Genomic DNA, 23,621 nt, shown 5'->3' with positions numbered 1-23,621 from the left:
CGGGCAGGGCCGATGACGGCCGTTGCGGCAAGAGCCGCTATCAGGGCTTGGTTCTCTGCGGCAGGAATTGACCCCCGGACGAAAACCGGTACCTCCCCTCCATCCAGCCCAGTCCGAACAGGGCCAGAGTCTGTTCATAGTACGCCGTGGATCGCACGGGATTTGCGACGAGACGGCTGAGCTGCGCTTTCAATGCAGCACTATCGCCTTGCGCCTGCAAAAAGGGCAGCATCGCTGCCGTAAAGCCTGCCGGACCGGGGCCTGAGCCCTGTCCTGTCAGTACATCAATCGATTCAGGTGGGTACCCCTGTTCGCGCACGTATCTCGCCATGGGGGCCAATGCAGAAAGCAAGGGCTTGCGGCCAGGTGCGGCAGGGTGCAGCATGCCTGCCCACAGGTAGACGCGAATCGCGTTGTAGGCGCCCTGGCCTTTTTCCTTGCCTTTTTCGTCAATGAGAAAGCCTTGCCGTGCGTCGTACAAGGTCCAGTCAGGGGCGTAGCCTTTGGGGGAGGCTCCCACGATGATTTTTTCAGAACTTTGAGTGAGCTGCCTCCAGGCAGGGAGGGGGTAGAGCGTGGCCAGCCGTTGCATGACCTGCAACGGCATATAGCTTGGGTTGAGTTTCCATCGGCCTTCGGCCTCCACAAAGCCGCTTGGCGCAGGGAGCAGGCTCGGCCCCAGGCCAGGGAGGTCTGCGGTCTCCTCTGCGATGATGCGGGCGGCCAGACGAGCCCCCAAGGCGCGATATTGCGGGGCGTTCCACAGGCGTGCAGCCTCGCCCAAGACATAGGCAATCCAGATGTCTGCGTCGGAAGCCGCATTGCTGTCAATAACGCCCCAGGTTCCGTCCGGCCGACGGCCCCACAGCCACGCGGGCAGGCGTGCGCCCAGGTCTCCGCCGCTCAAATTGTTTTCGGTCCAGCGCAGGAGGGTGTCGAAACCCTTGCGGTCATTGGCGACCAGGGCAAAGAAAAGTCCGTAAGCTTGGCCTTCCGAGTAGGTGCGCCCTCCCTCCCCGTCGTCCGAGATCACCCGGCCTTCCTCGCTGGTGAATTGGGCCTTGAAGGTATCCCAGGCAGGCCATTGGCCGCCGCGCGCCAAACCCGCCACTGCTCGCTCCTGCCCTTGCGCGCGTGACAGCGTGGCGGGCGCGAGCAGGCTCAGTCCTGTGAGAAGTGCTGTCCGCCTCAGGAGTATTGGAGTCATGAAAATCCTCGCGTTGCAGTACCAACAGGAACGGGTTCTTCTGGATAGCGTATGGGGCACAGCGCATATGTGCGAGCAAGATGAGGTTATTTTGTAACCTGAAGATGCTGCTGAGAACGGAGCTAGCCGAGGAAGGGGTGTGTTGTGCCTCTGTCGTAGCCAGAAAAACAAAAAAGCCGACGCTACATTGAAGTAGCACCGGCTTTGTGCGCCTTGCGGCTTTTGTTTGGTGGGTCCTGAGTGACTCGAACACTCGACCTACGGATTAAGAGTCCGCTGCTCTACCAACTGAGCTAAGAACCCAAACTTTTTATAAATCTGTCTGCATTGCTGCAGAGCCTCGAATTATGCACTAGTTTTTTGTGGCTTGGCAAGCAACCCAGAAAATTATTGCATGGCATTGCGGCTGGCGAGTTCGACAAACAGGCCACTGTGGTCCAGTTCACCCAGGCCGTGATCTACGCCTTCGGCATAGAGGGTCTCGAACAGGGCTGTGATGGGCGCGTCGAAGCCGATCTCGCTGGCCGTCGCCAGGGCGTTGCGCATGTCCTTGAGCTGCACGGCCATGCGGCCGCGTGGGGCAAAGTCACGCTCCACCATGCGCTGGCCATGCAGTTGCAGGATGCGGCTGTCTGCAAAACCTCCCTGAATGGCTTCGCGCACCTTGGCCATGTCTGCGCCGCCCTTGGCTGCAAACAGCAATGCCTCGGCCACCGCGCCGATGGTGATGCCCACGATCATCTGGTTGGCCAACTTGGTGAGCTGGCCCGCGCCGTGCGGGCCCACATGGGTGGCGCGGCCGCAGGCGGCGAACACGGGCTGGGCCTGCGCAAAGTCTTCAGGGCGCCCGCCCACCAGGATGGCGAGTGTGCCGTTTTCCGCTCCCACCGTCCCACCTGATACAGGTGCATCCAGGTGGGCCAGGCCCATCTCGCCCAGGCGGGCGGCGTGGTCCCGTGCTTCGCGGGGCTGGATGGAGGCCATGTCGATGAAGAGGGCGCCTTTGCGCATCGCCTTGGCCGTTCCGGATTCGAACAGGACGTGTCCTACGACAGGGCCGTTTTCCAGCAGGCTGATCACCACATCGGCGTTCTGGACCGCTTCGGTGGGCGAGGCATGGACGGTGATGCCAAACGCTGTCAGGGGCTCCGCCTTGGCTCGGGTACGGTTCCACACCTGGACCTGATGGCCGGCTTCCTTGAGGCGGCGTGCGATGGGGCGGCCCATCATGCCAATGCCCAGGACTGCAATGCGAAGCGGGGTGGTGGTCATGGCGTCATTCATCCGGGATCGTTGTCTCTGTGTGCATCATGTGCCTTTTTGGTGCATCACCCTGTCACGGAGCTTGCAGCATGGCTAGATTGGAATGATGATGCCGCACAGCCCCAGGAGACCCTACCCATGACCTTGCCCCTGCATGACCCCGCCTGGCTGGAGCGCATGTACAACAACCGTGCTCTGGTGCCCGACCACATGGACTACCTGCAGCGCTGGGCACGGGATTCTGCGCAGGTGCGGGCCAACGTCCCTTGTGTGCTGGATGTGGCCTATGGCAGCGGTGCAGGGGAAACCCTGGACGTGTTTCCGTCTGCACGTACCACGGGCGGGCCGGTGCCTGTGCTGGTGTTCATCCATGGCGGCTACTGGCGGTCGCTCGACAAATCCGATCACTCGTTCATTGCGCCGCCTTTTACCCAGGCCGGGTTTTGTGTGGTGGTGGTGAACTATGCGTTGTGCCCAGGCACCCCCGAGGCGCCGGTGACCATCCCGCACATCGTGCGGCAAATGGAGAAAGCACTGGGTTGGGTGTGGCACCACGTTGCCGCCCATGGGGGCGACCCGAAGCGGATTACCGTGGCCGGGCATTCGGCGGGCGGCCACCTGGCGGCCATGCTGCTCACCAGCGTGTGGCCATTGATCGGCGACGGTCTGCCAGACGGGCTGGTGCGCAACGCGCTGTCGATTTCCGGGGTCCATGATCTAGAGCCCATCATGCACACGCCGATGTACCAGTCGGTGTTGAGCCTGACGGAGCAACAAGTGCTGCAGTGCAGTCCTGCGCGCCTGCTGGAGCCGCCCACTGGCACGCTGTACTGCGCCGTCGGGGCCGATGAAAGCCCCGAGTTCCTGCGGCAGAACCAGTTGATGCAGAACGCCTGGGGCAGCCACTTCGTGCCCCGTAGCGTGGCATTACCCGGACTGCACCACTTCAGCATCGTCGATGCCCTGGCCCAGCCCGGGCATGACCTGCACCACATGGCGCAAAACCTGCTGCGGGCCTGACCTCGCGTTGATCTCGGCCCGGGTGCTGGTTTACATCAGCAGGTGCTCACCCGCGTTGTCGCCGCCCAGGATCACATAGTTGACCTTGCGCACGTCCATCAGCTTGGTGCCGCCGGCGTAGCTGATGGAGCTCTGCACGTCTTGCTCCATCTCGATCAGCGTCTCGGCCAGCTTGCCCTTGATGGGCTCCAGGATGCGCTTGCCTTCCACGTGCTTGTACTCGCCCTTGTTGAAGTCGCTGGCCGAGCCGTAGTACTCCTTGAACAGCGCGCCGTCCACTTCCACCGTCTTGCCGGGGGATTCTTCATGGCCAGCGAACAGCGAGCCGATCATCACCATGCTGGCGCCAAAACGGATGCTCTTGGCGATGTCGCCATGGCTGCGGATGCCGCCGTCGGCAATGATGGGCTTGGTGGCCACGCGGGCACACCACTTGAGGGCCGACAACTGCCAGCCGCCCGTGCCAAAGCCGGTCTTGAGCTTGGTGATGCACACCTTGCCCGGGCCTACGCCTACCTTGGTGGCGTCGGCGCCCCAGTTTTCCAGGTCGATGATGGCTTCAGGCGTGGCCACGTTGCCCGCAATCACAAACGCCTTGGGCAGGTGTTGCTTGAGGTAGCCAATCATGTTCTTCACGCTGTCGGCGTGGCCATGGGCGATGTCGATGGTGATGTATTCGGGCGTGAGGCCCAGTGCCACCAACTGGTCCACGGTGTCGTAGTCGGGTTGTTTGACGCCCAGTGAGATCGAGGCGTAGCAGCCCTTGGCGTGCATGTCCTTGACGAACTGAATGTTGTCCAGGTCAAACCGGTGCATGACGTAGAAGTAGCCGTTCTGGGCCATCCAGGTACAGATCTTTTCGTCCACCACCGTTTTCATGTTGGCGGGTACCACGGGGATGCGGAACGAGCGGCCGCCCAGCTCCACGCTGGCGTCGCATTCCGAGCGGCTTTCCACGCGGCATTTGCGGGGCAGCAGCAAAACGTTGTCGTAGTCGAAGATTTCCATGAGATTCCAAGCTCCTTTGAAAAGGTCGCCTGCGAAGGATTTCGCGGGCGTGGGCGCTTGGCTTGGGACCGGCTTTGTGGGCACTGGCGTGGTGGCCAGCTCCGAACCCCGCAGATTGCGCGGGCACAAAAAACCGGGCGTCAAGAAACTTGGGCCCGGTGATTGATTCTACCCGCCTGCCTGGCAGGCCCTATAACCGTGCGGGTATGACCGGTATCACCGATGTCATCGGCAGGTGGACTGCGCAGCCGCCAGGACGCTGCCCTGGGCGTCCTGCACCCAGCCCACCAAACGCAGCCGCTCGGCCTGTGCGCCTTCCGGGATGCGCATAGACCGGGTTTCCATCCATTTCATTCGCTCTTTTTTTGATAGCTTTTCGCGCTTTTCCCATGTGCCGTGGAGCATGTTTCGAACCATATTTCGTGCCACTTTCGTGCCTTCGGTGCCTGCAGGCACGGATTCGACAAGCAGCAGGTAAAAGTCCATGGCTCCAGGCGTTGCGACGTTGCGCTGTGCAGCGCGCTGCAGGGGCGTGAACGCGATGGTGGTGCCCAGGTAGTCGTTGAACGGCATGCCATGGGCCACGCGCAGGCGGGCTGGCGTGTATGCCTCGATCGCCGCCGTGTGCACATCGGTGGCAACCGGGGGCTTGCGGCCCAGGGCCTGCAGGCGGGCCGGGGCATCGTTGGTGGCAGCGGCCGACAAGGGCGCGTCGTCACCGGCCTTGCCCGGCACGATCCAGTCCAGCACCGCCACGCCCGCCGTGGCAGAGGGCGCGGGGGTGGCCGCATCGCTCCAGCAGGCTTCGCAGTCGGCACTGATGAAGCGCTCGAAAATGGCCACGGGCTGTGGGATGCCGTCACTGCTGCAGCTGGCCTGGGCCAGCGCTGAGGCTGTGTAAGTGAGGACCAGGACGCTGGCCAGGGTGCGGGCAATGTTTTTCATGGTCGGGCAGGGAGGGCGCCGGGGCGCTTTCTACAATGGCCGCATGTTCCCACAAGACCCGTTCCCGGGTGCACCCGAAGCCTTGGTGCCCCCACACGCTGCTGCGGCCTCGGCTGCATCGCCCCTCCTGGCCAATCTGAACGACGAGCAACTGGCGGCCGTCACCCTGCCCGCAGGCCACGCACTGATACTGGCGGGCGCAGGCTCGGGCAAGACCCGCGTGCTCACCACCCGCATCGCCTGGCTGCTGCAAAACGGCTACGCCACGCCCGGTGGCATTCTGGCCGTCACTTTCACGAACAAGGCCGCCAAAGAGATGGTGGCGCGTCTGTCCGCGATGCTGCCGGTGAACGTGCGTGGCATGTGGATCGGCACCTTCCACGGCCTGTGCAATCGCCTTTTGCGCGCGCACCACAAGGCGGCAGGCCTGTCGCAGTCGTTTCAAATTCTGGACACGCAAGACCAGCTATCGGCCATCAAGCGCCTGTGCAAGCAGCACAACGTGGACGACGAGCGTTTTCCGCCCAAGCAGCTGTCCTACTTCATCGCCAATTGCAAAGAAGAAGGCCTGCGCCCCGGCGATGTGGAGACGCACGACAGCGACGCCCGCAGAAAGGTCGAGATCTACCAGCTGTACGAAGAACAATGCCAGCGCGAAGGCGTGGTGGACTTTGGCGAGCTGATGCTGCGCAGCTACGAGCTGCTGCGCGATAACGACGCCATCCGCGAGCATTACCAGCGCCGCTTCGCGCACATCCTGGTCGATGAGTTCCAGGACACCAACAAGCTGCAGTACGCCTGGCTCAAGCAACTGGCGGGCAACGAGGTGGGCGGGCGCTTTGAGGCGCGTGGCAGCGTGATTGCCGTGGGCGATGACGACCAGAGCATCTACGCCTTCCGTGGCGCACGCGTGGGCAACATGACCGACTTCGTGCGCGAGTTTGATGTGCAGCGCCAGATCAAGCTGGAGCAGAACTACCGCAGCTACAGCAACATCCTCGACTCGGCCAACGCCCTCATCAGCCACAACAGCCGCCGCCTGGGCAAGAACCTGCGCACCACGCAGGGCGCGGGCGAGCCCGTGCGCGTGTACGAAGCCAGCTCTGACCTGGCGGAGGCGCAGTGGATGGTCGATGAGATCAAGCAACTCGTGCGCAACGACGGCTTTGAGCGCAAGGAAATCGCCGTGCTCTACCGCAGCAATGCGCAAAGCCGGGTGATCGAATCGGCGCTGTTCAACGCCAGCGTGCCCTACCGCGTGTACGGTGGACTGCGGTTTTTTGAGCGTGCCGAAATCAAGCACGCGCTGGCTTACCTGCGCCTCTTGGAGAACCCACACGACGACACCAGCTTCACGCGTGTCGTCAACTTTCCGCCGCGTGGCATTGGCGCGCGCAGCATCGAAGTGCTGCAGGACGCAGCCCGCGCCGCAGGCTGCTCGCTGCACGACGCGGTGAGCGCCGTGTCCGGCAAGGCGGGCGCTAACTTGGGCGCGTTCGTCGCCATGGTCGATGTGCTGCGCGAGCAGACGCAAGGGCTGAACCTGCGCGGCATCATTGAGCAGATGCTCGAATCCACGGGCCTGGTGGAGCACTTCCGCACGGAGAAGGAAGGCGCCGACCGCATCGAGAACTTGCAGGAACTGGTCAACGCTGCCGAGAGTTTTGTCACTCAGGAAGGTTTTGGCCGCGACGCCGTGGCCCTGCCACTGGACGAGCATGGCACGCCGCTTACCCAGAGCGCCCAAAGCCCGGTCAGCCAAGGGCTGGACCCCAACGCACCGGTGCTGGACGAACCCCTGAAGCCCGCCGTGCCGGGCATCGTGGACGCCGACACCGGCGAAACCCTCTCGCCCCTGGCCGCCTTCCTGACCCACGCCGCGCTCGAAGCGGGCGACAATCAGGCCCAGGCTGGCCAAGACGCCGTGCAACTGATGACCGTGCACGCCAGCAAGGGCCTGGAGTTTGACGGTGTGTTCATCGGCGGCATGGAAGAGGGCCTGTTCCCCCACGAAAACTCCGCCAGCGAGCGCGATGGTCTGGAGGAAGAGCGCCGACTGATGTATGTGGCCATCACCCGCGCCCGCAAGCGCCTGTACCTGAGCCACTCGCAAACGCGCATGCTGCATGGGCAGACGCGCTACAACATCAAGAGCCGCTTTTTTGACGAGCTGCCTGAGGCCGCGCTCAAGTGGATTACGCCCAAGCAGCAAGGGTTTGGATCGTATGCTCCTAATTCAGGAGCTGGAAGCGCTTATCCATCAATCGCTAGAGGCCAATTTGGCTTTAAATCCGAGACCTTTGCCAGCCCACCGGTGCCGGTGCAAAAGACCGCGCCGTCCCACGGCCTGCGCGCAGGCATCAACGTGTTCCACACCAAGTTCGGCGAAGGCAAGGTGCTGGCCATCGAGGGAACCGGCGACGACGCGCGTGCGCAGGTCAACTTCCCGCGCCATGGCACCAAGTGGCTGGCGCTCAGCGTGGCCAAGTTGACGGTGGTGGATTGAGCGCAGCCACCGCTGCCCCAGCGCCACCCGCTCTGATCCTTGTGGTGCTGGGCGGACTTCCCGGAGTGGGCAAGAGCACCGTTGCCCGCGCATTGCTGGCGCGCTGGCCTGCGGTGTACCTGCGCATCGACACTATCGAGCAGGCGCTGCGGGAATCCGGTGTGCTCATCGCCGGGGCTGTGGGCGCTGCGGGTTATATGGCGGCCTATGCGTTGGCGCGCACCCAGCTTGTGCAGGGTTTGCCGGTGCTGGCGGACTGCGTCAACCCGCTGCCGGTGACGCGCGAAGCCTGGCGTACCGTGGCGCGTGATACGCGGGTGCCCCTGCTGGAGGTGGAAGTGATTTGCTCGAATGCCGCAGAGCACCGGCGGCGGGTGGAAACGCGGGCCATGGAAGTCCCAGGGCTGCTGGCGCCGACTTGGCAGGCCGTGCTGCAGCACGATTACGCGCACTGGGGTCAGGAGCGGCTCGTGGTGGACACTGCGCGCAGCAGCGCCGCTGAGGCAGCGCGGCACATACTGTCTGCATTGCGCGAGCGCACAGCAATCACAACCCAGGGCATTTGAGCCGGTGTGCCGCCTGCCGTCGGCTTTATCTTGCTTGGCAGGTATACGCCTGTTTGTCAGGCCACGCCTCCGCCACTAAATTGCTGACGGGCTCCATCTGCACCGCGCCCACTGCCTCCAAAGCGCGTAAAAATCCGTAACCCGTGCAACCCCTTCCTTCACTCTGGCTGCACGGATGCTCCTTATTTGATAGCTGTTTGCGCTTGACACATATGCCATGGGGCCGAATTTCGCCATCAGCACACGCCGGCTCATCCCCTATAGGGGTCATTCCTAGCTAGGAGCCTTCCCAGTTTCGCGCGCTGATGCCTGTAGGCAAAGTCGCGCGCCATGCAAGTCGCCCCCTCCGCCTCCACCTACGCTCCCGCCCCTGGCGATCTGGCCAACCCGCCCGCTCCTGGCAGTGCATTCAACAGCTACACAGACCAGCCCCAGGACAACGCTGGCGCCTTCACCGACAGCGGCCCCGGCGGCTATGGCCAGCCCGACTCCCAGTGCCTTCACGCTGACCCCACCCTGGCCAGCACCTCCCTCTTCGCCCCTACCGACCACACCCCCAGTACCACGCTGGCCCTGATGGTGCAGGCACAGACCAAGCCTCTGCTGGTCACCCCTGAGAACGCAGCGGGCCTGGGCATCGACCTGGTGAGCACCAAGCCCCTGACCGTCACCCCGGAGAACGCAGCAGGTCTCGGCATCGAGCTGGTGCAGACCAAACCCCTGCAGATCACCCCCGAGAACCCAGCCATTGGCACCGTCGGCGCCCAGGCAGCAGCCCCCAACGCCAGCCCCACCGAGATCGCCGCCCTGGAACTGCTGCTGGCCGAGCCCGCCAACCAAGAGATGGTGGCCCAGTTCGGCCCGCCCCTGCGCCCGCTGAACACCGACACCGACGTCGGCCAAGGCATCCTCGCGCGCTTTGGCCCCGACCTGGGCGCCCGGCTGACCCAGCTGCAAGAAGCGCACAACGCCGTACGCGACCAATTCCTGCAAGCCCTGGACCACGCCCAGCAAAACCCCGGCCCCGAAGTGGCAGGCAGCGAACTGATCGCACGGCACTCCAGCGGGGGCGATGCCGAGCACATCACCGAGCAGACACTGCACAGCGTCACCCACCCGCCCAGCGCCAATCAGGCCAGCGACCTCCAGGCCATTGAAGCCCAGGCGCTCGCCGCTGGCGGGCAACACCAGAACCTGTGGCGCCTGAGCGACCCCGCCGAATTCGCCAAGGCCTACGCCAGCGGCGACAGCCCCGCGCAAAGAGCCTTTGCCCAACTGCACGGCAAAGAGCCCCTGCAATGGCATGCCGCCGTACAGCACGGCGAAACCGATGCGGGCCCCCAGATCACCCCTGCCTACTACGGCCTGGGCGAGAGCCAGCTGGTACTCGGCGGCCCCACCGTCACGGACAACGGCAACCCCGGGCCCTGGGCTGCCAGCACCTGGCAAGCCACCCAGCTCACCCCCGAACAGAACCGGGATCTGATCAACAACGAATACCTGTGGTTTGACCCCGTCAACGGCTGGAGCACGGACCTGGCCAACAACATCAAGCAAAGCACCAGCTTCCTGGACAAAGCGCTGCCCATGGTGTTTGCAGGCGTCATGACCTTCGCCACCGCGGGGGCCTTTGGCATCACCGCCGCCAGCGCCAGCACCAGCCTGGGCCAAAGCATGGCGCTGGGCGCCATCAGCAGCGCCACCATGCAGCTGACCACCGGGGGCAAGATCGACCTGGGCGACCTGCTGCGCTCGGCACTGACGGCTGGAGTGAGCTTTGGGGTGATGAACGCCACAGGCATGAACGAGCTGCTGCAAGGCGGCGATCTGGCCACGCGCAGCCTGGGGCACCTGGGCAAGGCGGGCCTGCAAGGCCTGCTGCAAGAAGCCACGGGGGGCAAGTTCAAAGACGGCCTGACCAACAGCCTGCTGGCCAGCGTGGCGGGAGAAGTGGGCAAGAGCCTGGAGGTGCAGATCGCCGAGCTCAGCAAGAACGAAGGCCTGAGCATGCAAGAAGCCAGCATGCTGCGCCTGCTCGGCCGGGCGGCCAGCAGCGCAGTGAAGGTTGCGGGCAGCAATGACCCGGCGGCGGGGTTTGCGAGTGACTTCCTGGGCGAAGTGCTGGGCGAAGAGCTGCGGGGCGCACAAGGAAAGGGGCAAAGCCAAAGCCAGGCAGGGAATGAGGAACAACTGGGACAACCAGGAGACAGACCTTCGAGCGACTGGGTGAAGAACCTGGGGGCCAGTGAGGTGGATACGCAGGGGCTGGGCCTGCGGCCAGGGCTCGGAGGACAGGGCCTGCAAATCTCGGGCGACGCGCTATCGAACTGGAGCGACGAAATCGACGGCGGGATCGCCCTGAACGGCAGCATGGCCCCCGGCGCGCAAGTCATCACCGAAGCGGTGGTGGGCAAGGGCCAGGGCCCGCTGGCAGCACTGGAGGCAGCGGGGCTGGACAAGCAGCAGCAAATAGCGGCCTACGGTCAGTTGCTGGCCAGCGGCCAGATACAGCTCAACGCACAGGGCGCGCCCATCGTGCAGCCGGGGCAGGTGCTGCAGTTTGATCTGTCGGACACGAGCGCGGCGCAGTTGGGCGGGAGGGCCATTGCGGTGGAGAGTGCGGGGCGGGCCCAGCGGGAGGCGCTGGCCCAGCAAGCCAGCGCAGCAAGCCAAGGCATGAGCCCCGAGCAGGCTGCTGAGATCTACACCCAGTACGGCGGACGCTCTGCCAGCTACGCAGGTTTGACACCCACCTGGAGCGGCCGCATGGTTGACGTGCCAGGGGGTGGAGTGGATGCCCTGGGCAACCCCACCGGCATGCCCGAGCAGGTCTGGGTCAGCGACAAACCGCCCACCAGCTACGGCGAGCAAATGCAGCACGTGGGCGAATTCTTTGGGGACGTGGGCATTGGAGCTGCGAAAGGGTTGGCCAATGCATTACCAGAAACTGCGGCATGGGCGTACCGCATAAGCGGCTATGCAGCCGCAGGTGTGGTCAGCTTATTCGATACCGATTTTTCGGACCGGATGTTTGCTCAGTATGAAAAAGTCACCGGTCGGGTTGCTGAGTATGACAACGGGCTGCAAGAGGCGTCGGGGGTCGTTGCTGGCTTAGTCGGACCGACTGCGGCGCTGCGGGGGGCTGTGGCGGCGGGCGGTATGCTCAGAGCCGACAAAATCGTTGACTCGGTGCAGATTGAAGGGGCATTGGCTGAGAGCGTTAGCAATGCAGTAAGAGTTACAAGCACAACTGTCGACGCGATCGAGGGGATTGGCAGGCTTGGCGGAGCGCTCTATCCTTCAACGAAGCTTGGTCAGCTCGATAGATATCTTGCCAAGCGTGGCATCACTCTCAAGGTGGGCGATGAGCACCTACCCTATGGAAAGGCTGGTGGTTTTGATGCTAGCCACGGGGAGTTGCTTTTGCGGAGTGAGCCGACCAGCTATGAAGTTTGGCACGAGCTTTCGCATTTCCGGCATTATCAAAAGATCGGTAAAGAAAGATATCTGAACTTACCCCGATCAACAGACTTCAATGCGCCTGAACAGTTTGTTTTTGACATGTTGGAAAATTCCCCGAAACGATGGAACTCGCTCAACTTTGAACAGCAGCAGCACGCTATTGACTACATCGAGTGGGTTGGAGGTATTAGGTAATGATTGATGAAGCGCAAGCACTAGAGTTGGCCAAAAATTTTCTGCTGAAGCAGGACTCCAGAGGGCACACTTACCGCATATCAGGCGTACGAAACAATGAAAAGCGCCCAGGGGTTTATGGCGTCATTTTTGATGTCTATACACCTGAAAACAACTTGCTAGATGGTCCTCTGGTGATGTTAGTTGACAAGCGGACGGGAGAGACTTACCCACTGTGATTGCGGCGTTGGGAGCCATCGACCTTGTTGCGCATACAGGGGCCATTGCGCTGGTAGCTTTGCTACACGGCTTTGTTGCACAAACCCGGTCAGGCCGAGATAACCGCTGCCCCAGACGCAGCTATGCCATAGTCGGCACTGACATTGGCCCTGTTGTCAGGCGTACAAGTTGCGTGAAGCGGTTGAGCGGCGCCGCCCGCTATTGATAAGTTTTACCTTCTCCTGTGCCGGGCCCCGGTTGCACCAAATCCTGCAATAGCCCTGTCACTGCAAGCGAAAGGTGGAGTCTGTCAGATTTTTTCTGCCAAGCACTCCATGCCACCAAGGGACATGAACCCCGCGCAAGGCCAATAAAACGATCGTAGCCGCTATTTCAAGAGGCTACCGCCCAGTGGTTGTCCAGCCGCACACCTTGCAGGCTGCGGCCATGCGGGTGGCCCACAGGCGCTGCGGCCTGCGCGTTCTGCAGGCTGGCACCCAGGCCCCCCGCCCACAGCGCGCCGCCGTGCACGGCCAGCGGGCAGACGTCGGGCAGCGGCACCAGCCCCCGCCATTCGCCCTGCGGCGTGTACGTGGCAATGCCGTTGGCGCGGGGGCAGCTGACGGCCCAGCCCGCAGGCGTGGCGGCCATGCTGCCGCCGTAGCCGTGGATGCTTTGCGCGATGTGCTCGGGCGTGGGCACCACCCGCAGAGCGGTGCCGTCGAACAGGGCCAGCACGGGGGCGGCGTCTTTGGCGGCGGTGTCGTGGTGTTCGGCCTGCAGGGCGATGCCCAGGGTCCGAGCATCGGGGCTCCAGGCCAGATGGCGCAGGCTCAGGCGCTGGTCTTGCAGGTGCCATTGGCCCAGCAGACGGCCGGTGTGGCCGTCCAGCCGCACGATGGACGAATCCATCGTTTGCAGGTCGCGCTTGACGCGGCCGGTTTCGGGCGCGGTGGGTACGCCGCCGTTGGCAACGATGACGGTGGGCGCGCCGTGGTGGGTGGTGCGCGTGTCCCAGGTCAGCTCATGGGCGTCGATGCCGTGGGTAGGCCATTCGGCCATTTTTTGCAGAGTGCGGGTGTCGCGCACGCCAATCCAGCTGGCGCCGGTTTCTGCATCCGTTTCGGTGGTGAACAAACGGGCCCCGTCTGCGCTGGCGATGACATGGCCGTTGAAGCTGCGCTCACCGTCCTGCCAGAACCATTGCGGCTCGGTGCGTTGGCCGGGCCACCAGCGCACCAGCCAGTCGCCGGGGCGGCGGGCGGTGGCCAGCACCGAGCCATCGGGCAGCACAAAAAGGCCGTGGGCGCGGGTGGGGACTTCGAGCGATGCGTGGATCTGCAACGGCTGCCCGGCGCCCGGTTGCGTGGACAGCAGCCCGATGTGAAAGCTGCCCTCGCGCTCCCAGGCGGCAGCCAATTGCACGGTGCCGTTGTTTCTGGCGAACGCGGAGGCTGGAGCGAACGCCCACGCTCCCAGGCCTGCCAGCGCGGCCAGCCCTGCCAGCGTTTTGCGGCGGTGGGGGTCAATCACCATCGGCGTCCGAGAATCCGATGCTCACCTGCAGCGCCGGTGCCACTTCGGATTCGGCCAGATACTTGAGTGCGGCCAGATCCTTCGCGGTCTGCTGGATGGCGGCCTTGTTCTGCACACCCGCTTTTTGCACCTGCGCCATCGATGCATCCACCTTGCCGGCGGCCTGGTGCAGTTTGTCGGCCAGCGGGTTCAGGCCCTTGCCGCGCAAATACATTTCCAGCGGCACCAGGGCCTCGCCGGGCGCGGGTGTGGCGGCGTTCGCGGGCAGGGCGGTCACTCTGCGCAGGCCCGCCCAGGTGGCGGCCCAGGCGGCCAGGGTGTCGCCGCTGGCGATGCGGGGGTAGTCGGGCGTGCGGCTGCCAGATCCCGATCCAGCGGCGCGCAGGGGCTTGTCCATCTGCGCCCAGCGCAGGCGTTCGATGCCGCCCACCCATTGGTTCACAAACTCGCTGATGGCCTGGGTGGACTGCTCCTGTTCGTCCTCGGCGCCCCAGTCGGTGCCTGCGGCGGTGGTGAAGGCGGCTTGCAGTGCGGCGGATTCGCGTGCCACGTCTTGCGCCACTTCGTGTGCGTAGCTGCAGGCAGGGCTGCCGGGCTGCACGGGGCGGGTCCACAGCAACCATTCCAGCGCGGGCAGGCCCTTGGCGGGCGTGCCGACGCGCTCGAACGCCTTGGCGCCCTGGGGCTGGGTGACGATGGCTTTTTCGATCAACGCGGGGCGGGTGGGCGTGAAGTCGATGGCGCGCTGGCTGCGGCGGGCGATGACGGGGCCAATCGACACGGCGGCCAGTTGTTCCCACGCACGCGTTGTGGCCTGCCAGGCCGTGCGAGCGGCTGCCAGGGCGGCTTTGCTGTCGCTCGCCGGGGCCTGGCACAGCGCAGCCACGGCGGGCACCAGTGCGCGTGCGTTCTGGTCAAAGTCTTTGGCGCGCGGCAGCGCCCAGTGGCCGTAGATGCCTTGCAGCGCGTGCACGGTGTCGTAGAACGGCACGGCCTCGCGCTGCCAGGCGGGGGCGGCAGCCGCTGTCTGGGCCTGGGCAGCGGCAGAAGGCAGTGCAGCCATCAACGACGCCAGCAACAACGTCGAAACATGTTGTGCCGCGCACAGGGCTTTGGGCAATGCAAAGCTCATAGCGACTCCACAAATTTCACCAGCGCATCGCGGTCGGCCTTCTTCATTTTCAGCACCTGGTCCTTGGCTGCTTCGGCCTCGCCGCCGTGCCACAGCACCGCCTCCAGCACGCCGCGCGCGCGGCCGTCGTGCAGAAGGCGGGTGTGGCCGTTCACGTCCTTGATCAGGCCCGTGCCCCACAGGGGCGGCGTCTTCCATTGGCGGCCACTGGCGCCAAAGTCGGGCCGGTTGTCGGCCAGGCGTTCGCCCATGTCGTGCAGCAGCAAGTCGGTGTAGGGCCAGATGCGCTGGCCGTTCAGGGCCTTGCTCGACAGCGTGGGGAACGGTCCTTCCTTGGTGACGTAGCTGGGCCGGTGGCAAGTGGCGCACTGGGCCTGCGCAAACAGCGCCTGGCCGCGCAGCACCTGAGTGTCGTTCACGTTGCGGCGCGCGGGCGGGGCCAGCGTGGCCTGGTAGAAGATCACGTCGGCAAGTGTTTTGTCGTCAATCTCCACACCTGGCTGGCCTTGCACGCTGGCGCCCTCCTTGCCACTTTGGCCGCTGGGGGCTGCCAGGCAGTCTTTTTGGGCGGGGGTGCAGGCCTCGTTGGGAAAGTGGCGCGATGTGATGCCCATGTCGCCCAGAAAGGCGCCACCCGTCTGGTGCGCGATGGTGGCCACATTGGCCTTCCAGCCAAATCGCCCTGTCATCGTGCTGCCCGAGGGCGCGTCCCACACTTTGTTGGCTTGGCCTTTGATGGGGCCGGGCGCGGCGGCCTGGTCGGCTGCGTTGGCCAGGATGTCGGCCTCGGCAATGGCTTCGAGCAAGCCCACGCCAATGATCTGCGGCGCTATGCGCGGGCTGCTCATGATGTCCGGGTGCATGGGGCCATAGCCCAGGTCGGCAAAGCCATACACCGGCTTTTGCAGCGTGTACGGCGTGCCGTCGGCAAACTTGCCTTTGATCGTTTCGTAGCGCAGCGTCACGCGGCCCTCGGGCTTTACGCCCTGAATGGCTGCGTTGTTGAACTGGTCGCCATACACAGGGTCGGGCTTGGGGCCGCCGTGCGCGTCTTTGCCGGGAATGGACAGGCGGATCAGCAACGCCACCGTCGGGTCTTTGGTCTCCCCCAGGCGGTTGAAGATTTCTGGCGGCTCACCGCGCCCGTCCTGCACATGGCAACCACCGCACGACCGCGCAATGAAGTGCGGGCCCAGCCCGTCGCGGGCCTTGGTGGAGGCGGGCGCCTCCACCCAGTTGCGCTTGAAGAACGAGTTGCCTATGACAAAACGCGTGCGTTCGGCGTCTTCCAGATTGGCGGCGGGGAACGAGAACGCGTTGCGGCCGGTGGCGTACACCGTGGTCTCGCCGCCGGTTTTTTCGCCCAGAGGGTCGGGTTGGGGCGCGGCCACCAAGGCGCCCAGCCCCACCAGGGCCATGGCGCCCATGCTGGCTGCCGCCAGGCGCACGGTGCGCTGGCGAGGTTTGGCTTGCAAAAGCTGCATGTTCGTCAGGGCTGGACCAGCGTCAACTTGGTGATGCCAATGGCGTTGGCGGCAGCGACCAGGTCTTTGCTTTGTTGTGTGAGGCTGTCGATAGTTTTTTGGATGCGCTGGCGACCTGGGGCGTCCTTGCCGCCGATGATTTCGCGATCGAACGGGGCCTGAATGCCTTCTGCGGCGGTCACCGATGCGGCGATCTGCTGCGTGGTCTTGTCGGCCAGCGCGGAGTCCTTGGCGGCCACCAGGTCACGCAGCGACGGGCCTTGCAGCACCGTGCCGTTGGCCTGCTTGTACTGGCCCAGCCACACGTTCTGGATGCCCAGTGCGTTGGTCACCGCATCGCGGTGGGTGTTGTCCGAAAAGCACGAGTGCTCGTCTTCCTGGTCCTGGCTGTTCAGCGCCACTTCCAGCCGCTCGCCGGCCAGTTCGCCGCGCGACAGCGAGCCCAGGCCCACCAGCATCTTGCGCACCGATTCCTGGCCACCTTTCACGAAGCGGGCGCGGTAGTTGTTCTTTGCATCTGGCGCCCAGGCCTTCACCAGTGTGGTGAGGTCGTCAATGAGCAGCTCTGTCACCACGTTCAGGTATTGGCGGCGGCGGTCGGCATTGGGGGCCTTGCCATCCACAAAGTCTTCAAAGCTGCGGTTGCCCGGGCCGGTGTCTGACAGGTCCTGGCCCCACAGGAAGAACTCGATGGCGTGCCAGCCTGTGGCAATGTTTTCTTCACCGCCGCGCTCGTTCTGGGCCGACAGGTTCTTCTTGTTGATGGTGAACTTGCGGTTGTTCACCAGCCCGGCCGTGGCCTTGCCTTGCACGCTGTCCACAAACGATTCGTCCATGGGCCAGGCGTTGATGCGGCCTTCCGGGCCGTTGTCGTTGTCAATGGGGCCGCCGTAGAAGCGGAAGGCCTCCGTCTGGCCGTAGAACTCGCGTGCGGCCAGCCAGGTCTTGCGGGCTTCGGCCAGCGTTTCTGCAGAGGGCTTGGCGGTGAATGCCAGCACAGCCGTCTGCAGGGCCTTGGCGGCATTCAGCGTGTCGGTGTAGTTGGCATGCACCAGGTGGCCGTAGTGCGCGGCCACCATGTTGGTGTTCACCGCCTGTGCGTTGGCCGACGGGGCCGGCGCCCCACCTGTCTGCGCTGCTGCGTGAGTGCCATAGGTGCACAGGGCCAGAGCGGCCACCAGGACCGAGGTCTTCAGAAAGGAATGGGGCATGCAGAGGTCTCCGGGGCAAAGGGGCGCGCAGGCCATGGCATGGAAGGCGGGTGGGCCTGCAGGGGCGCTGCGGTGGTCAACGAAGGGGCCGCACTGGCTGAGGGAGCCTGTGCACCACAAGGTGCGAGGGCGTGGCTGGGTGGGCGAAGGCAGGTTTTGATTATACAAATAGTAGTGATTCGTATTTGTGTATGTCCATCTCTGGTGCGACCACCAGCTTGCAGGGACCGACTGTCATCAAACCGCCGCAAAAGCTTCACGGCGATGTCACCCACGGTTTCTACGCTCCATGGGTTTTGTAACCAACAACCCGAGGAACCCCATGAACCACCGTGTGGCTGCGCCAGAGCAGGCGATTGACTTCAACAACGAGAACTCCAACACCTCTGCCAACCCCAGCTTTGATGCGGTGCTGGGCGCTCGCCTGTCGCGCCGTGGCCTTCTGCGGGGCAGCGTGGGCACGGTGGGCACCACGCTGCTGGCGGGCTTTGGCGTGTCGGCCTGCGGCGGCAGCGACGACCCAGCAGTGACTCCACCCCCTGCCGGCCCCAAGCTGCTGGGCTTTGGCGCGGTGCCCAAGAGCCTGGCCGACGTGGTGGCCGTGCCTGCAGGCTACACCGCCAGTGTGCTGTTTGCGCTGGGCGACCCCATTGCAGCAGGCGTGGCTGCCTACAAAAATGACGGCACCGATGGTGACTTCGACAAGCGCGGTGGCGACCACCACGACGGCATGGAATGGTTTGGCCTGGGTACCGACGGCAAGCGCAACGACAACGCCATCGAGCGCGGGCTGCTGGCCATCAACCACGAAGCCACCACCGACGAAAAGCTGTCGTCCCACTTCCTGCATGCCAACGGCGGCACGACCACCTTGCCACGCCCTGCGGCCGAAATCGACAAGGAAACGGCGATCCACGGCATTGCCGTGATCGAAGTCGCCAAGTCGGGTGGCAAGTGGGCCTACGTGCAGAACTCTGCGCTCAACTTCCGCCTGACGGCACTGAGCCCCATCGAGATCTCGGGCCCTGCGCGTGGCAATGCGCAGATGATCACCAAGTTCTCCCCCACGGGCACCACCACACGCGGCACGCTGAACAACTGCGGCACGGGCAAGACGCCCTGGGGCACGTTCCTCACCGGTGAGGAAAACTGGTTTGGTTACTTCACGCGTGGCGCTGCCGACGATGCCGCACGCGGCAACGACAAGAGCGTCACGGCCCTCAAGCGCTATGGCCGCAACCAGGGTGCTGCATCGCGCCACGGCTGGGAGAGTGGCGGCGCCGCCGACCAGTACCAGCGCTGGAACAACAGCAAGACTGGCACCTCGGTGGACGGCAGCGACGACTACCGCAACGAGATGAATGGCATGGGCTACATCGTCGAGATCGATGCCTACGACAAGACCCGCATGGCCAAGAAGCGCACGGGCCTGGGCCGCTTTGCGCACGAAAGCGCGGCGTTTGGCAAGGTTGAGGCAGGCAAGCCGCTGTCGGTGTACATGGGTGACGATTCGCGCGGCGAATACATCTACAAGTTTGTGTCCACCGCGCTGTGGAATGCCGCCGATGCCAATGCCGCCGACCGCATGGCCGTGGGCGACAAGTACCTGGACAGCGGCAAGCTGTATGTGGCCAAGTTCAATGCCGATGGCACGGGCACCTGGGTCGAGCTGGCGCTGGCCAACACCGCCATCAGCGGCTATGCAGCCTACAAGTTTGCCGACGCAGCCGACATCGCCATCAACACCCGCCTGGCGGCCGATGCCGTGGGCGCCACCAAGATGGACCGCCCCGAATGGAACGCCGTGAACCCCGCCAACGGCGAGATCTATTTCACGCTGACCAACAACAGCAACCGCAGTGTGAACCCCACGGGTAGCCAGTACCTGCCAGACGCCGCCAACCCACGTGCCTACACCGACATGAAGGGCACCTCGGCGCAGACCGGCAACCCCAATGGCCACCTGGTGCGCATGAAGGAAGGCGCCTCGGTCTCGGCCTTTACCTGGGACGTGTACCTGTTTGGCGCCGAAGCCGGGGCCGACAAGGCGCTGGTCAACATCTCGTCGCTGACTGCTGACCAGGACTTCTCCAGCCCCGACGGCCTGGCCTTCAGCAAGGCCACCGGCATCTGCTGGATCCAGACCGACGACGGCGCCTACACCGACGTGACCAACTGCATGATGCTGGCCGCTGTGCCCGGCCAGGTGGGTGACGGCGGCAAGAAGACGCTGAGCTACACCAAGACCGACGGCAGCAAGCTGGACATCGTGACCCCCGTGGGCAAGGCCGCCACCGAAAGCACGCTCAAGCGTTTCCTGGTCGGCCCCAAGGGCAGCGAAATCACCGGCGTGGCCGAAACGCCCGACGGCAAGGCCATCTTCGTGAACATCCAGCACCCCGGTGAAGGCACCGCCTTGGCCAATGTGGGCGACGCCACCAAGTACCAGAGCCAATGGCCCGCCAACGCAGGTTACGGCGCAGGCAAGCGCCCCCGCTCGGCCACCATCGTGATCACCAAGAACGACGGTGGCGTGATCGGGACCTGATCCCCCGCTAGTTCGTTTTTTGACCGACCCGGCCCGCTGGCCAGGGGGTTGCCACCAACAGGGCAACCCCCTGGCCAGTGGGCCTTGTGCGTTGCGGTGGGCGCGTTGCCAGGGGTGCCGTAGCTGGGTTAGTAGGTGCTGGTGTCGCCGGGGGGCGGTGGCACGGCGCGGGTGGGGGCAGGGGGTGTCGGCGGTGTGGTTCCTGGCGTTGTGCCGCCGGGCGCTGGGTAGTTCATCTGCCCGCTGCCGTCCTTGGTGCCCTTGCGCCCGGCAATCTGCCAGGCTGTGCGCTGGCCGATGAGGCTGGCCAGAAACTCCAGCTCTTCGTCGGTGTGGTTGATGGCACCCGCAGGTGTCAGAAGGCGGCCATCGCGCGGGGCAGGCTCGGCCCAGAACGACTGGTGGTAGACCGACTGGCTGACCACGCTTTCGTTGCCAGCGGCCAGGTCCACCGTTCCATAGCAATTGCAGAAGTAGCCCCGGTGGTCCAACTCGGGGAACACCTCGGCATACACACCCGTACCCCGGATACCCGCCGTGGCGGTGGGCAAAATCACCTGCCGGTCGGTGCCTTGCCCCCAAACGCTGGCCACCGCGCCGGTCAGCACTCGCAGCACCTTGACGGCGGTCGGCGTGTCGCCCTCCAGCGCCAGGCGTGTGTTCTGCCGCACCATGAAAGCGCTGTTGCCCACGGCAAAGACGGCAGTGGAGCCCGGCCCCGTTTCGATGCGGTCACCGGCGGCGATGCTGCCCTGTGCCGTCAGCGCCTGCCCATTGCGCAGCACATCCCCGCGCACTTCGACGATGTTGCTGCCCGATTGCGCCTGCGCGGCCATCCACCCGCCTGCGGCCACCCATGCGGCGGCCGCCTGCAACAGGCTGCGCCGCCGGTGCCAGAGAAGCTCGTTGTCAGTCCGGCCCAGGAGCAGGTGAGTCAGGTGGTGGTGTGTCATGGTGCGGCTCGGGTTCTGGGGTTGATGGGGGCTCGTAGCTGTCACGGAAGGTGAACACCACCGACGTGAAGAACATCGCCGCCATCATCAACGCGGCACCCACCATGATGCCGCCAGCCGCCGATGCTGCAAGCCCCATCGTGGCCAGCAGTGCCGAAACCAGCGCCACCACCAGCCCCCCCAGCAGAAACACGCCCAGCCAGCCCAGTCCATAGACCAGGAATGCGCTGAAGTTGCGCACACAGGCCACGATGCTGAAGAACAGCGCCTTGACCGGCGGCACGCCATGCCAGTGCACCAGCCCCGGGGCATGCCAGAACAGCAGCGACAGCGGCAGGTACAGCACCATGGAGAGCCACATCGCGCTCTGGAACGCCGGGTCTTCGGCCACTTCCTTGCTGAGCTGGGCACCGCCCAGGTACACCTTGGCGAACTGCCCGCCGTCGATCAGGGCCGACAGGCCCATTACCGCCAGAAAGCAAGCCGCATACAGGGCGCCCAGCACCAGCATGTCACGCAGCCGCTGCTGCCCGGTACGAAACGCCACCAGCAGCACGGCCGGTGTGGGAAACCGCCCCTGCGAGGCTTGCGCTGCCGCCACCATCATGGCCAGGGTGGCCGATGGCAGCAGCATCAGCGCCACCGCAGGGCCGACCAGCGGAATCATGGAGGCCAGCGACATGGACGCCATGGTCATGAAAAACAGCGCTGCCAATGCCATGGGCTGCTTCCAGAACGTCCGTATACCAAGCTTGACCCAGGTCATGCCAGTGCGGGCGGGGACGATGTGGAGTTTCATGAAGGTGCTGCTGAAGAAAGGTGGGGCCTGCGCCCGGGCATTGCCGGCAGCCAGAAGGCCGCCCATGGCAGTGCAATAGCTTGGAATTTACCCCAGCGGCCCATTCCGGCCACTGCACAAGGGCTCAGGCGTGCACTGGGTGTGCAAGGCGAGCACGCAAGACGCGCTCGAAATGGGTGGGGTCGTGCGGCGTGAGCATCGAGGCTTCGCGCGGCAGGTAAAAGTCCCACAGGCGCGAGATCCAGAACCGCAAGGCACCGGCGCGCAGCATGGCAGGCAGCAGTTCGCGTTCGGCCGCGTTGAGCGGGCGCACTGCCTGGTAGGCGTCCAGCATGCGGGTGGCGCGCTCTGCGTCGTGCGCGCCGGTGGCCAGGTCGATGCACCAGTCGTTCAGACACACCGCCAGGTCAAACAGCCAGGTGTCCACGCCCGCAAAGTAGAAGTCGAAGAAACCCGTGAGCTCCTCGCCATCGAACATCACGTTGTCGCGGAACAGGTCGGCGTGCACGGGGCCCCTGGGCAGAGCGGCATACGTGGCGCTGGCCGCCACATGGTTCTGGTAGGCCAGCTCGGACCGCAGCAGGGCGGCCTGGGCCGAATCGATGTGGGGCAGCACCACGGGTACGGTTTCGTTCCACCAGGGCAGGCCGCGCAAGTTGGGCTGGTGCCGGTCAAACCCACGCCCCGCCAGGTGCATGCGGGCCAGCATGGTGCCCACGGCCGCGCAGTGCACGCCCTGGGGTGCGAGCTGGCTTTTGCCGCGCAGCTTGTTCACCACCGCAGCGGGTTTTCCACACACGGTGTGCAGGATGTCGCCGTTCTTGTCAGCACGCGGGTCGGGCACGGGCACGCCGCCGTGCGCCAGGTGCTTCATCAGGTACAGGTAGAACGGCAGCTGTGCCGCCGTGAGGCGCTCGAACAGCGTGAGCACGAACTCGCCCTGGTCGCTGGTCAGAAAGTAGTTGGTGTTCTCGATGCCACCCTCAATGCCGCGCAGCTCTACCAGCTCACCCAGTTGCAAACGGCGCAGCAGCTCGCGCGCCTCGGTGTTGGAGACTTCGGTAAAAACGGCCATCGCTCAGGGGGGTTACAAAGAAATGAAAAACTGGCAGAAGAAGGGCAGGGCGTGCAGCGGCTTCATGCGGGCAGCGCGGTGGCGCTGCCAAATACCGCAGTCGCCGCAGGGGCCTCAGAACTTCAGCACGTTCCAGACACGCGGGGCGGTGGTGGTCTCGGCGCCGCTGTTGCTGCCTGCGCGGCTGCGTGCGCCATCGGGCGACTGCACTTCATAGCCGGGCATGTTGCCGGTCTTGGGCTGCACCGAAATCGTCTGTGTTTGCCCGCCCACACGCAGCTCATCAACGCGGCTGCCCGCGTCTTCCACCTGGATGCGCTCGGTGCGCTGGTTGGTGCGGCCTGCAGGTTGCTCTTGATTTGAGAGCGCTTCGCGCTTGTCGGTTGTGCCCTGGGGGGCATTTTGGCTTGGATTTTGGGCCAGGGCGGTGCCGGAGGCAATGCCCAGCAGCAAAAGGAGGTAGAGAGCGCGCATCGGGCGATTGTAGAGCGCTGCCTGGGTGGAGTCCGGCCG

The 23,621-nt window shown here is 64.6% G+C and carries 18 protein-coding genes and 1 tRNA gene; 6 read left to right on the top strand and 13 right to left on the bottom strand.

From position 1 onward, the window contains the following. Nucleotides 1–40: 40 nt before the first annotated feature. The 3 genes from bcsZ to EXV95_RS10045 all read right to left on the bottom strand — a co-directional run bounded on the left by bcsZ (nt 41) and on the right by EXV95_RS10045 (nt 2,479). On the bottom strand, nt 41–1,111 hold the full coding sequence (gene bcsZ / locus EXV95_RS10055; protein WP_255485011.1) for a cellulose synthase complex periplasmic endoglucanase BcsZ: 1,071 nt from the start codon (nt 1,109–1,111) through the stop codon (nt 41–43). Between the two features lie 323 nt (nt 1,112–1,434). Next, nucleotides 1,435–1,510, bottom strand: a tRNA-Lys gene (locus EXV95_RS10050). Nucleotides 1,511–1,594: 84 nt separating this feature from the next. Then, a complete protein-coding gene (locus tag EXV95_RS10045) occupies nt 1,595–2,479 on the bottom strand; it encodes an NAD(P)-dependent oxidoreductase (RefSeq protein WP_176886717.1) in 885 nt (294 codons plus the stop codon). A 129-nt stretch (nt 2,480–2,608) separates the two neighbouring features. On the opposite strand from EXV95_RS10045, the gene EXV95_RS10040 reads away from it, so the two are divergent. Further along, entirely contained in the window at nt 2,609–3,490 is an 882-nt protein-coding gene (locus EXV95_RS10040; protein WP_176886716.1) for an alpha/beta hydrolase, read from the top strand. 30 nt (nt 3,491–3,520) lie between these two features. Here EXV95_RS10040 and EXV95_RS10035 read toward each other — a convergent pair whose 3' ends face one another. Beyond that, complete coding sequence (locus tag EXV95_RS10035) at nt 3,521–4,498, bottom strand: GMP reductase (protein ID WP_121420842.1); 978 nt, start codon at nt 4,496–4,498, stop codon at nt 3,521–3,523. A gap of 225 nt (nt 4,499–4,723) precedes the next feature. Continuing rightward, nucleotides 4,724–5,443: a hypothetical protein gene (locus EXV95_RS10030; RefSeq protein WP_176886715.1), complete on the bottom strand. Its 720-nt coding sequence runs from the start codon at nt 5,441–5,443 to the stop codon at nt 4,724–4,726. Nucleotides 5,444–5,486: 43 nt separating this feature from the next. On the opposite strand from EXV95_RS10030, the gene EXV95_RS10025 reads away from it, so the two are divergent. From EXV95_RS10025 to EXV95_RS10010, 4 genes are all read left to right on the top strand, one after another. Continuing rightward, nucleotides 5,487–7,949, top strand: coding sequence for a UvrD-helicase domain-containing protein (locus tag EXV95_RS10025; protein WP_176886714.1), 2,463 nt, complete (start codon nt 5,487–5,489; stop codon nt 7,947–7,949). Then, nucleotides 7,946–8,515: an AAA family ATPase gene (locus EXV95_RS10020; protein ID WP_176886713.1), complete on the top strand. Its 570-nt coding sequence runs from the start codon at nt 7,946–7,948 to the stop codon at nt 8,513–8,515. The genes EXV95_RS10025 and EXV95_RS10020 overlap by 4 nt, the downstream gene beginning before the upstream one ends. Before the next feature lie 330 nt (nt 8,516–8,845). Then, the gene (locus tag EXV95_RS10015) at nt 8,846–12,172 is read left to right on the top strand and encodes a zincin-like metallopeptidase toxin domain-containing protein (protein ID WP_176886712.1); all 3,327 of its coding nucleotides are present in this window, start codon (nt 8,846–8,848) and stop codon (nt 12,170–12,172) included. Next, complete coding sequence (locus EXV95_RS10010) at nt 12,172–12,390, top strand: hypothetical protein (RefSeq protein WP_176886711.1); 219 nt, start codon at nt 12,172–12,174, stop codon at nt 12,388–12,390. The genes EXV95_RS10015 and EXV95_RS10010 overlap by 1 nt, the downstream gene beginning before the upstream one ends. Nucleotides 12,391–12,763: 373 nt before the next feature. On the opposite strand, the gene EXV95_RS10005 is transcribed toward EXV95_RS10010, so the two are convergent. From EXV95_RS10005 to EXV95_RS09990, 4 genes are read right to left on the bottom strand one after another with little or no spacing between them, the layout of a single operon-like run. Next, complete coding sequence (locus tag EXV95_RS10005) at nt 12,764–13,906, bottom strand: DUF1513 domain-containing protein (protein ID WP_176886710.1); 1,143 nt, start codon at nt 13,904–13,906, stop codon at nt 12,764–12,766. Beyond that, nucleotides 13,896–15,038, bottom strand: coding sequence for an imelysin family protein (locus tag EXV95_RS10000; protein ID WP_370460241.1), 1,143 nt, complete (start codon nt 15,036–15,038; stop codon nt 13,896–13,898). The genes EXV95_RS10005 and EXV95_RS10000 overlap by 11 nt, the downstream gene beginning before the upstream one ends. Further along, nucleotides 15,035–16,522, bottom strand: coding sequence for a di-heme oxidoredictase family protein (locus EXV95_RS09995; RefSeq protein ID WP_176886709.1), 1,488 nt, complete (start codon nt 16,520–16,522; stop codon nt 15,035–15,037). Before EXV95_RS09995 ends, EXV95_RS10000 begins: the two co-directional genes overlap by 4 nt. Before the next feature lie 5 nt (nt 16,523–16,527). Then, nucleotides 16,528–17,733: an imelysin family protein gene (locus EXV95_RS09990; RefSeq protein WP_176886708.1), complete on the bottom strand. Its 1,206-nt coding sequence runs from the start codon at nt 17,731–17,733 to the stop codon at nt 16,528–16,530. Between the two features lie 322 nt (nt 17,734–18,055). Between EXV95_RS09990 and EXV95_RS09985 the strand changes: the two genes are divergently transcribed. Beyond that, nucleotides 18,056–20,281: a PhoX family phosphatase gene (locus tag EXV95_RS09985; protein WP_176886707.1), complete on the top strand. Its 2,226-nt coding sequence runs from the start codon at nt 18,056–18,058 to the stop codon at nt 20,279–20,281. A 128-nt stretch (nt 20,282–20,409) separates the two neighbouring features. Here the strand turns inward: EXV95_RS09985 and EXV95_RS09980 are convergent, their stop codons facing one another. The 4 genes from EXV95_RS09980 to EXV95_RS09965 form a co-directional block, all read right to left on the bottom strand. Continuing rightward, nucleotides 20,410–21,234: an iron dicitrate transport regulator FecR gene (locus EXV95_RS09980; protein WP_176886706.1), complete on the bottom strand. Its 825-nt coding sequence runs from the start codon at nt 21,232–21,234 to the stop codon at nt 20,410–20,412. Further along, nucleotides 21,191–22,033: a BPSS1780 family membrane protein gene (locus tag EXV95_RS09975; protein ID WP_176886705.1), complete on the bottom strand. Its 843-nt coding sequence runs from the start codon at nt 22,031–22,033 to the stop codon at nt 21,191–21,193. Before EXV95_RS09975 ends, EXV95_RS09980 begins: the two co-directional genes overlap by 44 nt. A 124-nt stretch (nt 22,034–22,157) precedes the next feature. Next, a complete protein-coding gene (locus tag EXV95_RS09970) occupies nt 22,158–23,108 on the bottom strand; it encodes a homoserine kinase (protein WP_055401042.1) in 951 nt (316 codons plus the stop codon). A gap of 114 nt (nt 23,109–23,222) precedes the next feature. After that, nucleotides 23,223–23,582, bottom strand: a complete 360-nt coding sequence (locus EXV95_RS09965) for a hypothetical protein (protein WP_121420832.1) — start codon at nt 23,580–23,582, stop codon at nt 23,223–23,225. Between the last annotated feature and the right edge of the window lie 39 nt (nt 23,583–23,621).

The organism is Acidovorax sp. JMULE5, assembly GCF_013376875.1.
Lineage (GTDB): Bacteria > Pseudomonadota > Gammaproteobacteria > Burkholderiales > Burkholderiaceae_C > Acidovorax > Acidovorax facilis.
Note: the sequence above shows the minus strand (reverse complement) of the source record. Positions and strands in the feature narration are given on the sequence as shown.

Bases quoted from the DNA above. Each gene is read 5' to 3' on its own strand.
- EXV95_RS10005 (WP_176886710.1), bottom strand. From the start codon at position 13,906: ATGGTGATTGACCCCCACCGCCGCAAAACGCTGGCAGGGCTGGCCGCG.
- EXV95_RS10035 (WP_121420842.1), bottom strand. From the start codon at position 4,498: ATGGAAATCTTCGACTACGACAACGTTTTGCTGCTGCCCCGCAAATGC.
- EXV95_RS10015 (WP_176886712.1), top strand. From the start codon at position 8,846: ATGCAAGTCGCCCCCTCCGCCTCCACCTACGCTCCCGCCCCTGGCGAT.
- EXV95_RS10040 (WP_176886716.1), top strand. From the start codon at position 2,609: ATGACCTTGCCCCTGCATGACCCCGCCTGGCTGGAGCGCATGTACAAC.
- EXV95_RS09985 (WP_176886707.1), top strand. From the start codon at position 18,056: ATGAACCACCGTGTGGCTGCGCCAGAGCAGGCGATTGACTTCAACAAC.
- EXV95_RS09990 (WP_176886708.1), bottom strand. From the start codon at position 17,733: ATGCCCCATTCCTTTCTGAAGACCTCGGTCCTGGTGGCCGCTCTGGCC.
- EXV95_RS10010 (WP_176886711.1), top strand. From the start codon at position 12,172: ATGATTGATGAAGCGCAAGCACTAGAGTTGGCCAAAAATTTTCTGCTG.
- EXV95_RS09965 (WP_121420832.1), bottom strand. From the start codon at position 23,582: ATGCGCGCTCTCTACCTCCTTTTGCTGCTGGGCATTGCCTCCGGCACC.
- EXV95_RS09975 (WP_176886705.1), bottom strand. From the start codon at position 22,033: ATGAAACTCCACATCGTCCCCGCCCGCACTGGCATGACCTGGGTCAAG.
- EXV95_RS10045 (WP_176886717.1), bottom strand. From the start codon at position 2,479: ATGACCACCACCCCGCTTCGCATTGCAGTCCTGGGCATTGGCATGATG.
- EXV95_RS10025 (WP_176886714.1), top strand. From the start codon at position 5,487: ATGTTCCCACAAGACCCGTTCCCGGGTGCACCCGAAGCCTTGGTGCCC.
- EXV95_RS09980 (WP_176886706.1), bottom strand. From the start codon at position 21,234: ATGACACACCACCACCTGACTCACCTGCTCCTGGGCCGGACTGACAAC.
- EXV95_RS09995 (WP_176886709.1), bottom strand. From the start codon at position 16,522: ATGCAGCTTTTGCAAGCCAAACCTCGCCAGCGCACCGTGCGCCTGGCG.
- EXV95_RS10000 (WP_370460241.1), bottom strand. From the start codon at position 15,038: ATGAGCTTTGCATTGCCCAAAGCCCTGTGCGCGGCACAACATGTTTCG.
- EXV95_RS10030 (WP_176886715.1), bottom strand. From the start codon at position 5,443: ATGAAAAACATTGCCCGCACCCTGGCCAGCGTCCTGGTCCTCACTTAC.
- EXV95_RS09970 (WP_055401042.1), bottom strand. From the start codon at position 23,108: ATGGCCGTTTTTACCGAAGTCTCCAACACCGAGGCGCGCGAGCTGCTG.